General features: G+C 65.2%; 13 protein-coding genes and 1 pseudogene. 4 read left to right on the forward strand and 10 right to left on the reverse strand.

The annotated features are described in order from the left end of the window. Positions 1-13 precede the first annotated feature (13 nt). The 8 genes and pseudogenes from BMY89_RS28710 to BMY89_RS28745 all read right to left on the reverse strand — a co-directional run bounded on the left by BMY89_RS28710 (position 14) and on the right by BMY89_RS28745 (position 5,193). Positions 14-259, reverse strand: a complete 246-nt coding sequence (locus tag BMY89_RS28710) for a hypothetical protein (protein WP_092383481.1) — start codon at positions 257-259, stop codon at positions 14-16. After that, a complete protein-coding gene (locus tag BMY89_RS31205; RefSeq protein ID WP_092383483.1) occupies positions 259-555 on the reverse strand; it encodes a hypothetical protein in 297 nt (98 codons plus the stop codon). The genes BMY89_RS28710 and BMY89_RS31205 overlap by 1 nt, the downstream gene beginning before the upstream one ends. Further along, a complete protein-coding gene (locus BMY89_RS28720; RefSeq protein WP_092383485.1) occupies positions 552-800 on the reverse strand; it encodes a hypothetical protein in 249 nt (82 codons plus the stop codon). The genes BMY89_RS31205 and BMY89_RS28720 overlap by 4 nt, the downstream gene beginning before the upstream one ends. A 142-nt stretch (positions 801-942) precedes the next feature. Continuing rightward, on the reverse strand, positions 943-3,159 hold the full coding sequence (locus tag BMY89_RS28725) for a cell division protein FtsK (protein WP_092383487.1): 2,217 nt from the start codon (positions 3,157-3,159) through the stop codon (positions 943-945). Positions 3,160-3,185: 26 nt separating this feature from the next. Beyond that, on the reverse strand, positions 3,186-3,653 hold the full coding sequence (locus BMY89_RS28730; RefSeq protein WP_092383489.1) for a DUF3307 domain-containing protein: 468 nt from the start codon (positions 3,651-3,653) through the stop codon (positions 3,186-3,188). A gap of 90 nt (positions 3,654-3,743) precedes the next feature. Next, complete coding sequence (locus BMY89_RS28735) at positions 3,744-4,577, reverse strand: ABC transporter permease (protein WP_092383491.1); 834 nt, start codon at positions 4,575-4,577, stop codon at positions 3,744-3,746. Beyond that, positions 4,577-4,948 (reverse strand): annotated as a pseudogene (locus BMY89_RS31210) (RRQRL motif-containing zinc-binding protein); the annotation flags it as partial. The gene BMY89_RS28735 and the pseudogene BMY89_RS31210, both read right to left, overlap by 1 nt. Then, the gene (locus BMY89_RS28745) at positions 4,948-5,193 is read right to left on the reverse strand and encodes a DUF6284 family protein (protein WP_092383493.1); all 246 of its coding nucleotides are present in this window, start codon (positions 5,191-5,193) and stop codon (positions 4,948-4,950) included. The pseudogene BMY89_RS31210 and the gene BMY89_RS28745, both read right to left, overlap by 1 nt. 727 nt (positions 5,194-5,920) lie before the next feature. Here BMY89_RS28745 and BMY89_RS28750 point away from each other — a divergent pair. The 4 genes from BMY89_RS28750 (at position 5,921) to BMY89_RS30155 (ending at position 11,357) form a co-directional block, all read left to right on the forward strand. Next, positions 5,921-7,087: a hypothetical protein gene (locus BMY89_RS28750; RefSeq protein WP_092383495.1), complete on the forward strand. Its 1,167-nt coding sequence runs from the start codon at positions 5,921-5,923 to the stop codon at positions 7,085-7,087. A 4-nt stretch (positions 7,088-7,091) separates the two neighbouring features. Beyond that, positions 7,092-7,670 (forward strand): cysteine hydrolase family protein, encoded by a 579-nt coding sequence (locus BMY89_RS28755; protein ID WP_092383497.1) that lies wholly within the window; start codon positions 7,092-7,094, stop codon positions 7,668-7,670. A gap of 209 nt (positions 7,671-7,879) precedes the next feature. Next, complete coding sequence (locus tag BMY89_RS28760) at positions 7,880-8,299, forward strand: hypothetical protein (RefSeq protein ID WP_198414168.1); 420 nt, start codon at positions 7,880-7,882, stop codon at positions 8,297-8,299. 91 nt (positions 8,300-8,390) lie between these two features. Further along, on the forward strand, positions 8,391-11,357 hold the full coding sequence (locus tag BMY89_RS30155) for an ATP-binding protein (RefSeq protein WP_332455119.1): 2,967 nt from the start codon (positions 8,391-8,393) through the stop codon (positions 11,355-11,357). A 352-nt stretch (positions 11,358-11,709) separates the two neighbouring features. Here BMY89_RS30155 and BMY89_RS28765 read toward each other — a convergent pair whose 3' ends face one another. Then, positions 11,710-12,915 (reverse strand): tyrosine-type recombinase/integrase, encoded by a 1,206-nt coding sequence (locus tag BMY89_RS28765; RefSeq protein WP_092383475.1) that lies wholly within the window; start codon positions 12,913-12,915, stop codon positions 11,710-11,712. Then, positions 12,915-13,097, reverse strand: a complete 183-nt coding sequence (locus tag BMY89_RS28770) for a helix-turn-helix transcriptional regulator (protein ID WP_092383477.1) — start codon at positions 13,095-13,097, stop codon at positions 12,915-12,917. The genes BMY89_RS28765 and BMY89_RS28770 overlap by 1 nt, the downstream gene beginning before the upstream one ends. Positions 13,098-13,487: the final 390 nt, after the last annotated feature.

Raw genomic sequence — 13,487 nt, forward strand, 5'->3', positions numbered from 1 at the left:
GCGGTGCTCCTGTTCAGGCAGGGCGACGCTGAGCGCGGGCGGCGGTGAGGTCGATCAGCGCACCTCCGGTGTGGGTGTCGGGGGTCGGGCGGTGTCGGCTGGCGGCGTTGACGGTGAGTCGTAGGTAGAGGCGGTAGCGGCCGGCGTCGGTGCCGCCCATCGGCCACCGCTTGCCCTGCTGAATGACGTGCCCGAGGTCTGTGAGGGCGGCAACGGCGGTGTCCAGTTCGGCGCGGGTGCCGGTAAGCCACGCCTCCATCAGCCGGCCCGCCTCGGTCGCGGCCGTGCAGTAACCGCAGCGCGGGCCACGGCATTCCGCAGGTCACCGAGCAACCCGACCAACTGACGCCGGGCGGCCAGCTCGGAAGGGGCGAGCGCGACCCTGACGCGCACCTCGGCGTGTTCGCGGCCGGCGGCGGTCCGCACGCGGACGAGAACGGCGCGGGAGCGGCTGGCGACGTCGACCACGATCTCTTCCGATCGGTGCTCGCCGAGGTTGCAGCGGTGATCCCGCCCGCACCAGTCGGTGTGACCGTCGCGGCCAGCGCGGTTCACCGGGTGGCCTCGGTGCGGAGGCGGTGGAAGTAGTTGAAGATGCGCCGTCCGGTGCGGAGCCGGTGGCCCCGGTCGCAACGCCGGCAGGAACGCGGCCGGCGTAGCACGCGGGTGGTGATGTGGCCGGTGCCGGCGCAGCGGCGGCAGGTCGTGACGGGCTTGATCCAGCACAGGGCGCCGTAACCAAGCGTGACCAGGATGGGGGGTGTTGCGGTGGCGATAGCGGCGGTGAGCAGGGGGTCCACAAGTGCCTCCCAGGGCCGTTTTCGGGTGCGAAGGGCCGTGAGCTGCTATCCGCTAGACGGCAGCTCATGATTCGGATGGGGTGCTAGCGGGGGTGCTAGCGCTAGCAGGTCGGGCCGCTAGCGCTAGCACCCCCGCGGCCGGTTAGCCGGCGGACCGCTTGCGGTCACGCTCCGCTATGGCCTTGAGGATGTCGGCGTGTTTGATGCCGCGCCGGGTGGTCGGCTTGCCGTCGATGCGTCGGCCCACGTCGGCGACCTTCACCAGGGGGTGGGGCTTGAGCGCGGTGGACAGCTGGGCGGCTTCCCACCCGCCGTAGACCTCGGGTCGCAGCTCGGCCAGCAGACCGCACAGCGTCTCGTTCCACACGGCCTTCTCGTCACCGGGCCACACCCGCGCCAGGTCGCCGAGCACGTCCGCGACGGGGGCCACGGTGCGGGTCTGCTCATCCGGCGTCGGCAGGGTGCCGGCGGCCGTCCGGAGCGCGACGGCGCGGGTCACGATCTGCGCGGCCTTGGTGGTGTCGACGTAGTACGACTTCACCGCCGAGGGCTTCGGGCCGAAGCCCCGCAGGATGCCCCACCCGGCCTCATCGACCGGCACGAACACCGTCGCCCGGTACCCCTGCTTGTAGGCCGAGGTGCCGAGGATCATGTCGTTGGCCGTCTGGTCAGCGACGGACAGGCAGAACCGGCTGTTGACGTTGCGGGTGATACCGGTGGGCAAGCTGTCCTTGTCGGGGATCTGCGTGCCGATCAAGATGATCACGCCGAGCGCCCGGCCGAGCTTGATGACCTTCTCCAGGATCTCGCCGGCTTCCTTGGCGTACTTGCTGGTCATCAGCTCTTGCAGCTCATCGAACCACGCGACCAGCGGGTGAAGCCCGGAGCCCTTGAGCGACGCCAGTTCGGGGGTGACCTTGTTCTCCGGGGCCTTGCCCAACCTGGCGTAGTGCTCGATGCGCTTGGAGCGGCGGCGGCACTCCTCGTACAGCCACTCGATGAACGCGAAGCACCGGGCGAGGGTTTCGTCGTCGAAGCCGTTGCCGTACTCGGCCATGAGCTGCTCCAGGACGGCGAAGTCCCCGACGCCCTTCAGCTCGTAGCCCCGGATCTCGGTGCGCGGGTCGAGGGCGGCGGCCAGGAGCAGGGTGCGCAGCGCGAACGTCTTACCGGAGCCGGGTTGACCACCGAACAGGAAGTTACGGAACATCAGGTCAGCGGTCACGGCGTCCAGGCGGGGGGTGGTGGCGAACGGGAACGGCTTGAACACGTCCACCCGCGCCGAGGTCGACAGCAGCGGCCAGGGCGGCTGGACCATCTGCGACGCCGGCTCGTACCCGACCCACAGCGCCAGCCGGCCGGTGTGACCCGGTGCCGGTTCGGGCCACACCTGGTCCAACGGCAGCCGCATCGCTGAGGCGAGTTTGCCCCGGCGGGCCACCACTTCGGACGCCTCCACCCCGTACGGCAGGTCAACCACCGCCAGGTGGCCGGGGCCGTCGCGGTGGATGTCCACCGGGAAGCTGATCGCCTTCGCGTCCTTCGCTACCGCTGAGTTGATGGCCGGCAGTTGCAGCGACATCAACGCCCGGCGGACCAGCTCGGCGGTGAGCTTGCGGTAGCGGGTGCCCTCGGTCACCCGATCCGTGAGGGGCTTGTCCGCCGGACGGCCCAGCGTCGCCAGCAGCGGCAGCACCGCCGTCAGGGCGACCCACCGCCACCAGGACGGGCCGAGCGTCAGCACGATCGCGCCGGCCACCGTCGCGCCGGCTCCACCGGCGAGGACCCACCACCGCCACACGGTTTGGCGCTGCCGGCGGGCATCCAGCTTCATCCACGTGTCCGCGTCACCACGCGTCGCGGCGGCCTGCCGCAGGTGCCAGTTACCTTCCTCGGCGCTGGCCCAGTGCAACGCCCGACCGGCACCCCGGAACAGGCCCAACGGCGCGTAGACGGCCGTTTTCGCCGCGTACTTCGGCAGCCGCACCGCGTGGTAGGCGGTGACGTAGCCGGCGTCCTTGCTCTGATGCTTGACGGCGGCCCGGAAGCCGCGCCACGACCTAGCCCAGTCGGCCAGGATCGGCCGGCGGTGGCGCTGCCGGGCCAGCACGTCCGGCGGGATGTCCTCGGCCGCATCCACCGGCCCGCCGTCGCGGTCCGGGGTGTCGGCGACGCTCTCGGCGTCCTGGTCGTCGTCGTCCAGGTCGCTTCCGTCACCGGCCGGCGTGACCGAAGCCTGCCGCCGGGCGCGGGCGTCGTCCAGGTCGACCACCTCGGCATCCGGGCCGGCGGTGGTGGGGTCGGTCAGGTCGGCCTCTGCGGCCTGCCAGTCGAAACGGTTCTCATCAGGGGCAGTCATGTCAGTCTTCCTCCATCTGAGGGGTGTCAGGCAGCGATGAGCAGGGCGGAGACGAACAGCCAGCCGATGTGCCAGGACTGGTCCAGGGCGTACGCGCCGGTTCCCAACGACGGGTTGTCGTCGCGGCCGGGCCGTGGGGTGCCGAGGGCGTAGAAGCGGCCCGATCCGAGCGCGTCGGCGATCCGCTTGAGCGGGGTGCGCCGGTCGGCGATGTAGTGCGACACCGCCGAGACCGCCAACCCCACGCCGACCGCCCACGGGTCCAGCCGCAGGCCGGTACCGGCGATCAGAAACACCAACGCCAGCAGCGCCGTGGCCGTGTAGGTGGTGACGTGGGCGGCGCAGGCGATACGGCCAGGCCAACCCGGCAGGCCCTTGTGGTCGGCCTGGTGCTGCGACTGAATCCAGTGATCGCCCACCTGATGAGCGACATAGAGAGCGACGAAAACAGCGGTGAACGTGCCGGCGTGAACGCCGGTCGGATCTGCGAACATGGGTGATCTCTCCCGAGGTCGTTAGCTGAGGGGTGAGGGCCGGCGGCACGGCATCGGTTTGCAGGCCAGGGGCCGTGCCGCCGGGCGGAACTAGTCGTGCGTGCGAACCAGGTGCGCCAGGGCGGCGCCCATGCCGAGGACCGCGACCGGCAGGCACGCGACGGCGGTGGTGATCCACCATGGGGCCGAGGTGATGCCGGCGGCCACGAGCAGGTGATAGGCGACCTGCCCGAGTGCGCCGACCACGAGCGATCCGATGGCCGACCATTTGGCGAAGCGGCGTGCCCGCTCCGGTACCCGACCGGACAGCCACACGTACAGGGCGTACGCGCCGTAGGTCTCCACCCCGATCGGGAGGGTGATCGCGGAGTTGATGGAGAAGCTGTCCCAGATGCCCGGCAGCGGGTGCACCACGCCGAACCCGGTGAGTCCGCCGAGGCCGACCCACCCGGACCAGATCGCCACGAACGCCGGCAGCGCCAGCAGCACCACCGGCCAGGCGACCGCCCGGCGGGTCGGCGGGGGCGTCGCTGCCGGGGTGTCCGTTGGGATGGGCGTGTCCGGGCGACTGACCGGCGTGACCTCGGCGACCGGCACGGGAGGGGTGATCTCCGGTGCGGGCGTGGGGTCCGGCTCGACCGGCGGCGCGGGCTCGGATACGGACGGTGCGGACTCGGGTACGGCTGGTGCGGGTGCCGGGTCCGGGGTGGTCGGCTCGGTGGTGTCGACCGGTGGGGCGGTGGGCTGGGTCTTGAGTAGGGCGAGGAGTTCGCCGGCCCTGGGTGCGCCGATGCGGAACTCGCGCATCAGCCGGTTCCGTGACGGGAACGCCTCCCCGTCGGGCAGGTCCAGGGCGCGGGCGGCGGGCAACAGATCCTCAAGGGGTTGTGGGTAGCGGGTGCCGTTGATGGTGGGGGCGGCCATGCTGCGTCCTCCAGGGGAAAGGCGCACGCGAGGCATTCGCCCAGCGAGCGCGGAATGAAGTAGGGCCGCACCTGTCGGCAGATGCGGCACGTCCGACGGGCCATCAGCGCCTTACCGATGGCGGCGCGCTGGGCGGGGGTGGCAGTGCGCTTCGGCCGGGCCAGGTCCAGCCGGTACAGGTAGGCGGTGCGGGTGCCGCCGACGCCGCGCCACAGCACCTGGGCGGCGACAGGTTGACCTCCGGGGCGTAGGCCGGCGGCGGTCAGTTGGCGGCGGGTGGCGTAGCCGGGCGGGGCACCCCGCCACCAGAAGGTGGGGATGCCGTATCGGGTGCCCTCCGGATCGTGGAAAGCGGCGCGGATGCGCGACATCAGGCCGCGCGGCGCAGGGTGGGGTGGGTGGTCAGGTCGGCGGCGGCGCGGGTCACGCGAGCCTCAGCCCGACGCAACCGACGCCAATCCAGGACGGTCGGGCCGCCGTGGTCCTCGGCGTAGAGCAACGTGATCTCGGCGTCCAGCAGGTCCAACTCGGCCGCGATCAGCGGCCACTCGGCGTCGATCGCGGTCAGGTCGGCCGGGGTCGGCTCGGCGGTGACGGGGGCAAGGTGCGTTCGCACGGGGAAACCTCCGGTGCAGTCGTGGAAGTGGGGAGAGACCGGGGTGCGACCAGGTCGGCCGCACCCCGGATGAACAGGAACAAGAGGCAGAAGCCCAAGCCGCGCGCCAGATCCAGCCCGCTCGCCCCGCTCGCTTGGGATCGACCAAGGTCGGCCACCATGTGGCTCAATGCGGGGATGCCGCAGACGGATCTACGCGGCGCTCCTGCTGTGAACTTGTCAAAAACCAAGCGCATAGCGGGACGTGGGCGCGCAGCGCGGTTAAGCGCTGCCTTCCTCGGACCCCGACTAGCCGGATACAACCTGACGTTGTATTAGGGACACTACAGCGTCACGTTGTATTCACGCAAGCACCTGTACCGCGTAGGCTTGTACTGATGACTGACGCTGACCTGCCTGCTGACTGGTGGACCACGGACCACGTACGCACCTACCTCGGCTCGGTAGGTGCCCCGATCAGCCGCGCAACCTGGGCTTCTTACGTCTCACGCGGGCAAGCTCCCGCGCCCGATCGGATGTTTGGTCGGTCACCGGCCTGGCAGCCCGAGACCATCCGGAAGTGGCAGGCCGAGAGGCCGCGTAGAGGCACCACCGGCTAGGTCGGAGCATCTAGTGCCTCCTGTCCTCTACGTCGGTCTGCGGCGGCACCTTGCTCGCCTGCCAATGAGACTGCCCGGCCGGCGGCGATTCGGGCAGCTCCTACGCACGGACACGAAGGACACGGCTCATGTCCACTGAGGTCCCTCGACAGCTCAAGCCCAACCTTGTGTTGGTGAACCGTCGCAAGGCGGCCGGTTGGGAGTCGCGTAAGCGTGCTGCGCGGGAGCTGCACCGCGTCGGTCATCAGAGCGGCATCCGAGAGACGCCTACGGTCGAGGCCATCGAAAAGGCGATGTACCGCCACGAGACCGGGCGCGTCGCGGTCACCGACTCGATCTATCGGCAGCTCTACTGCCTGGCGTACGACGCGAAGCCACACGATCTGTTCGGTGAACTGACCAGTGGGGGTGAGGACCGTCCGCACTTCTCGGCGCGCTCCCACAAGTTCGTGACGGCGTTCGTCGGCGCTGAGGGTGCTGCCCTGTTGCGGGACAGTGCAGACTGCTTGCCAGCCGTGGGGGAGTGGCACGCCTGCTACTCGACTCCCGTAGAGCACCCGGAAGGCGATTGCACCCTGTACGTCTGGCCGTGCGGGTCGGCGACCTTTCACCTTGTAGAGCATGTCCAGCTATCCACGATCGCGGCACTCGCCGCGTGGCGAGAGGTGTCGTACGGCGACAACATCAAATGGGCTATCGATTACCTCGCGCCCATCGCACCCGCCGAGGATCAGTCTGCGGTGTACGTCCTTGGCGCTCATTGGGTTGTCGAGCCAGCATGGCCGGCTGAGTTGCTAGATGCCGCGCTGCGCATCATGTCGACGCCAAGGGTATTGCTGCATCGTGGCCGCGCCATGGACGACGAACACCTAGCCCATGCCGAATTAATCGAGCAGTCGCTACTGTCCGAGGCGTACGACCATGTCGGCATCGAATCCTTCGGCGTGCGCGGGATCTCGGTGGGCTATGCGTCATGGTCCGGAGTCGTATACCATCCGATCGCGGCCGAGCGCTCCTTAACGGAAGCCGAGCTAATATCCTGCGAGCTTGCTGTTCAATCTATGTGGGCGTATTGCGACGCAATCGCCCGACAGGTAGAGCAAGGGCGAGACCCACGCGTGCCGCCGGCGTTTGGATGGCGATACCTTCGGGGAGTGCGCTCCCGACTCACTGTTTCCCGCCTACGAGAGACCGGACAGCATCAGGCAATGCGTCGGGCAATCCTGCGGACGTGCGACCTAATGCCAGCCCTAGACCAAGCCATCGAAACCCTCCGTGATACGGATCGAGGTTGAGCCCATGACATCGGATCGCCCGGTGCTTGTCGTGACCGACTTGCAAAACGGCTTCGTGCGGGAGCAGTCAGCGTACGTCGTTCCTATCGTTGTCGACTTGGTGAGCCGCTGGCAGGCGGCCGGTGGCGATACGCTCTTCACCCGGTACCTGAACTACCCTGGCAGCCCTTTCGAGCGGTTCTTTGGCTGGCAACGGCTCCAGTCTTCCCCCGAAATCGATTTCGTGCCTGAGTTGCGTCCGTACCTGGATCGGGGCGTAATGCTTGACAAGAGGATCTACAGCCCGTTTACTCCCGAGGGTGTCGCGCTATTCAAGCAGCGCGGATGGGAAGAGTTTTACTTCTGTGGAATCGCTACCGAAAGCTGCGTCTTGAAGGGCGCCGTGGACGCTTTCGAGCACGACTACACGCCGTGGCTGATCGCGGATGCCTCGGCGAGCCACGCCGGCACCGATGCACACGAGGCCGGACTGCTGGTCGCGCGACGGTTCATCGGTCCGGGCCAAGTCATCCGGCTGACAGACATTCCCGCCGTGCTCATCGACCTGTCACCGCAGTTACCGCTGTCACCGGACGTATCGTGACGTGGGGAAACGCATTGAACCTCAGTGACAGCTGGGGTGGCGGCCTGAGGGGGCCACGCGCTGGCCGCTCGGAGGGCGGCCCCGCGCCAGCTCCGTGCCCAGGCTGATGAGCCCTGTGTTGCCGACGGATGGTATCAACGAACACCTGGAGTGAGGTCAGGGCGAGTTGTATCGCAACACTTCGGTGGCACGAGATGCGGGAGGAACATGTGGACGTTGACATAGCGGCAGCGGCGTTGCCCTACCTGACGGCTGCGGTTGGGGCCTACGGGGGAGCGGTACTTCAGAGGGTGCAGGCCACGACGGCAGAGGTGGCGGCAGACTCGACGGTCGCTGTGGGCCGGCGAATCATCGAGAGGCTGACCAAGCGACCGGAGCGTGCGACTGATGTTGAGAGCGCAATAGAAGACCTGGCCGACGATCCTCACGACCCTGACGCTTCAGCCGCCTTACGTCTGCAGTTGAGGAAGCTCTTTGCGGCAGACCCGGAATTTGCAGCGGAGATTTCCCAAGTAATTGGAGTTCCGGGAGCTGCTTTTACTGCGTCGGGGGAGCGCGCCGTCAGCGCTCAGGAGATATCTGGTGTAGTGATAACGGGCGACAGTGCTCATGTCTATCCAAGGTCATGAGTCAGAGCGTCCGTCGTCCTCTATTGAAGGCAGTGAAGAGCAGTCGTCTCGCAGCGCTATCACTCAATCTGCCAGGGGGGTGCCTCCGCCTATGGGAGGGGTCCGAGCGGTATCAGCAGACACAATAGGCGGGATCGTTATTACGGGTGACTATGCGACGGTTGCGCCATCCAGCACTGGCGGTGATAACTCTGTAAGTATTAGAGCAAGTCTTGAAGGGGCTGGCTGGCGTATTCCCTATGAAGTCGGGAACGTGCCGTATGTTGCCGCTAATGTCACGCCTGCCAACGTGTATCATCGCTTAGACTCGGGAAACGTATGCTGGATTTCTGGCCCCTCGGGGGTTGGAAAGTCGCGTCTGACCGTAGAGTTTGCGCGCCAAAACGCCGAGACGTACAGCTTCATCCTGTGGATAGACGGAACAGACGAGAATAGCTTCCGCCTATCACTTGCCCAAGCGCTCGAAGGTCGAGCTGCGGGCAGGGGGAGCGTTATTGAGGAGCTTGCTGCACGTCTTACTCGGACACCAGCAAGAGGTCTGGTCGTAGTTGACAACATGACTGCGGTGACCTCCGATTTGCTTAACGTCATCTCGGCAAATCTCGGGATTCACCACCTCCTTGTAAATACCCAAGCATGGTCCCCCGGCTGCCTCCGTCTACGACCACTCGGCGGCGATCCTGATGTACTAGGCTGGCTCTCCGAGGTCATGGACTTGACCGTCGATGACGCAAAGATGGTAATCCGATTCACCGGTGGTTTGCCTATCGCTCTGCTCGCCGTAGGTCAGCTTGTGGGCGACGGCATGATTGACCTTGAAGATTATATCGAGGCAGAACCGCTGGCGATCTTTGCAGATTCTAATGAGTATCAGGCGTCAAGAGCCGTGGCTGCCGTGAACGTCAACCTGCAAAGACTCCTGGCCTCGCGGGAAAAAGCGCGTGAAACTCTTGGTGTCCTGGCGGTGTGCGCCGCTGCGCCACTGCCCCTTGACTTGTTGCAGTCGGCAACTGGTGGACGCCTCCCGATTAAGCAGGCAGAGCAGATCGCGAGCTGGACCGGGGGAGTGTTTGACAGATCTTCTAGCACGATAAGTACGCACTCTTTTATTCAAGAGACGGTCCGTCGCTTATTGCGCCCCGAAGAAGTAGAGCATGCGCGGTCTGGACTAATAAGAGCCATCAAAGAAAGTAAATCTAGCGATGTTGGGAAGGTCCTGCCGCATGCGATCGCGCTAGCCGATTCCGATGCTTTGGCTGCCGTGGCCAGGAAGGCGGCCTCGCTGCAAATGGGCCAACTTGCTCGGTGGCTAAGCTCGACTGCCTTAAGAATGCGCCTAGAGCAAGGGTCCGTCGACCTTTGGGAAGGCTACATCTCAAAGCTTGAGCATGCCAAGATTCTTTTGTACGTTGGTCACCTCAGCGACGCCAGGCATGTGGCAAGTGAAACTATGCGCCAACTTCAGATGGATGGACCAGCGCTAGAGCCTGGTCGAGAGGCACACCTTAGGTCAGGGCTCCTCTATGTTCTAGGACGCGCGCATCCAAGTAGCCAACTGGAGGCGCGGCAGCAGGTCCTTCGTGAAGCGATGTTCGCTCTTCATGGGGCTTGCCATTGGCACCTGAAGGTCCATGCAAAGTCATGTAAAGTTACTGAGCTGTATGCGGATGAGTTTTCCGAAATGGTGCGCGCGGTGCTGGTCCAGACCTGCTATGACTATTACGGTCCCCTTGAAGTAGCGGCGGCTAGGGGAAAGCATTTTCTTGATCCCGTCAAAGTGGTTGCAGAGATACGAGAGTTGCTAGCCGATCCGTCCTTTTCCCAACTAGCCCGACATGCCGATGTGGTTGATAGGCATCTGCGGAACTTTGGCCGCATCTGTTCGCAGATAGATGGGCACCTGCGCGTGCAAGGCTCGATTAACGAGCTGCCTCTCGCGGATATGTTGCGCCCGTTGACGCTATCGAAATCAGGGTCCGGTGGAGGGTTGGCTGCAGGTAAAGATGAGGCCACTGCGGCAGCGGAGGCGGCGTCCGTTCTGGGCGCCGAAATGCTCGCGGATTTGAGTGCTCCACTAAATGCCCCTGATTCTGGGGCCACGCACCTAGCCACTCTTGTGGAGGCGGTACAGAGACACCTTCTCGAACATTCGCTGAAGGATCCCAACTTCATTCTCCCTTCGCGGCTGAATTCCTTCATAATAAAGGCGTCTCATTCGATTTTTGCATCAATCGATCCAAGCGAGGACGAAATAGCTCTGGCTATTGCGGTCCTCGGCTTATGCGATTGTCTTAGGAAGCTTCGGCGCTCTCACTCCATGCGGGCCGAAGACGTAACGGGGACCCGGGACCCAGTCCTCTTTGCTGCTCTGGACTGTGCCCTTGTATTGCGTGACATGGCTGGTGTCGTCGCCGTTTTGGAGGCGATTGCTGAAGACGTGGATAACCGTGATCAGGTTGTCAAACTATTCTGGTGGTGCCAGTGGAGCGCAGCTCGCCTTCAGGCTCGGACGATTGATGGACGGAGGCCAGATTCAGGCGCAGACCTCGCAGAGGCACTGTGCATTACTCCTACGAGCACTCTCCATGGCCTGCTTGAGTATCGAGACATCGCAGTAGCTTTGTCCCAAGCTCAAGATGATCAGGAGCCAGATGAAGACTATGTGTCTCCTCCCCGTGTCACCCGCGGTGACGTTTTACGAGCAATCCGGGGCATAAGGGCTAATGGCCCACGGCCGATACTTGCCAGAGAAATTTTACATTCGTACGGGCACTCAGTCGGATACGGCTCGCCAGAGTCAATGTTCGCCCACAGGGCGTGCGTGGTTCTGTCCCTGAAGTACGGGCCGGGTGCAGATGAGTTTGCGTTTGAACGCCACTGTCTGGGGCACAGCTACGAAGCACATGGTCGTTATGTAGAGGCGCGAAATGAATACGAGAGCGCCCTGATCATGCTGCAAGCGCTTTGGGGAGACCGGCACTACCTGGTTCCAGAGCTACGGAGCCATCTAGCCAAACTCGACGACTATGTGGACGGGGTCGGCGGCGGCGTCTCCTGATCGATCGTCCGCCGGGGACCAAGGGGGGCCCTCTGGCGGTGCTCGATGGTGCACTTCACCTAGCCCTGCCTTCCTGAACCGTGTGGTGAGATCGCCGAGCGTGTCAGCGTTCGGGGACCACCTGGGGACCACACGGCCTGCGCGATGGTGCGCGGCACGACGTCGACTGCACGGCCTGATCTTAGGGATAGCGTGCGTGACGTGCGTGGACGTGTGGCGAGTCGTCCTGGGGGTCAAGGGGTCGTCGGTTCGAATCCGGCCGTCCCGACAGCACGAAAAAAGGCCGTCGACCGGGGTGTTTACCCTGGTCGGCGGCCTTTAATTCGTACTGGAACAGTGGGGATTTGCTGATCTAGACGGCGCGTAGCTGGGGACCACTTGGGGACCGGCGAGCCTTCAAGTGAGCGCTGAGCGCTGTTCCAGCGTCGGTGATCGACTGCCGGTCGGGGTGTAGGTATCGCTGTGTCGTGGTCAGCGACCCGTGGCCGGCGATCTTCCGTAGGACGTGCACGGGCACTCCGGCGTCGGCCATCCAGGTGAGGCCGGTGTGCCGTAGGTCGTGCCGGCGTAGGTGTTCGTAGCCCAGCTTTGTCACCACCTCATCCCAATGCGTCGCGTCCCGCAGTACGGCGGTGCTGATCCGTCCACCACGCGGCCCGGTGAAGAGTCGAGAGTGCGGCTCGGCGACCGAGTCCAGGCGGCGAGCAACGATCGGTCGCACCTCTTCGATCAGCGGTACCATCCGGGCGCGTTTTCCCTTGGTGCCCTTGTCGATCAGGCCACCGGGGCCGGGTGTGGTCTGCCTGCGGACGGTCCACATCCACGTTTCCCGGTCGATGTCCTCGGCGCGGACGCCGGAAACCTCGCCGATCCTGGCCGCTGTGCACGCGGCGAACATCGTCACGTCGCCCCAACCGGAAAACCGGTTCGTGGACCGTTCGACCAGGGCGGCGGCAAGCCCTGTCAGCGCTTCCCAATGGGGCAGAGCCAGCGTGCGCGGGTCGTCCAACTCGTCCGCTGCTCGCTGGTACTCGCGTTGCCACCCGGTAACCTGCGCGGGATTGCGCTGAATGATGCCGTCCCTTACGGCCTGTTGCATAACTCGGACCAGCACGGCAAGGCTGTTCTTGACCGTCGATCGGCTGCACTCGTCAGTGATCCAACCGTGTACGGCCCGGTCAACCGCGCCGTTGGTAATCATGCGGATCGGGATATGACCGAGGGTCGGCAGCACCCGCTTACGCCACCCGGCAAGGTATGGATCGAGCGTCTTCCGTTCCAAGCCGCGTAGCGCCAGCGTCATCACGCTCTCGCCGTACTCGGCTAGTCGCTTTGTCGCGGCGACCGGGTCGACGCCACCTTGCGCCGCGCTGACCATTGCGTCGATCCACGCTTGCGCCTCTTCCGGTGTCGCCACCGACGTCGACTTGGATAGTCGGCGCTTGGTCGTCGGGTCGACCCACCGGACCCGCGCCCGGTAGGGACGGTCCCGGCCTGCTCGCACCTCCACATCGGATGCAAGCGGTACGCCGATCGGTGGTTGCTGTGGTGGGGCCATCAGGCCGCCTTCGGGTAGACGCGACGGGCGGAAAGCCACTGCTCTACGTCGGCCGTCGCGTACTTCACGACCCGGTCGGAGATCTGAATGAACGGCGGTCCCTGCAAGGGCGGGACGGTACGCCACCGCCGAATGGTCGACGGGTCGACGTCGAGCAGGTCGGCGAGTTCCTCGGTGGACATGAACGGCTTTGACGAGAGACGGATAGCGCCACCCACGTTCGGCGTAGCGGTAGTGCTCGGTGAGGAATCCTGCGTCACGAGTCGCACGGTGAGGGCCTTTCGGTCGGCGTGAGTCGCGTGTAGAGGGTCGGTTGGGCTGTGCGGCAGGAGGGCGTTGGGCGGCCTGCTGAGAACGCCGTGAGCGCAAGATCCGAGCAGGGTTGGTGTATGGCATAGGGCCAAACTGTCTGTGTGGCTCTCAGCGGGCCGTTTTGGTGCCGGTGGCTTGGCTGGTGGCCGGGAGGGGCCGAGAGGCGGTGACACGGTGACAGCTAGGCAGCTGACGGGGTGTTCGTGCTGGTCAGCGCGTCTTTCGGTCTGTCACCGAGTGGTGGTGACAGGTGGTGACAG

Origin of the sequence: Micromonospora phaseoli (assembly GCF_900109115.1) — a bacterium.
In the GTDB taxonomy this organism is placed as follows: domain Bacteria; phylum Actinomycetota; class Actinomycetes; order Mycobacteriales; family Micromonosporaceae; genus Micromonospora; species Micromonospora phaseoli.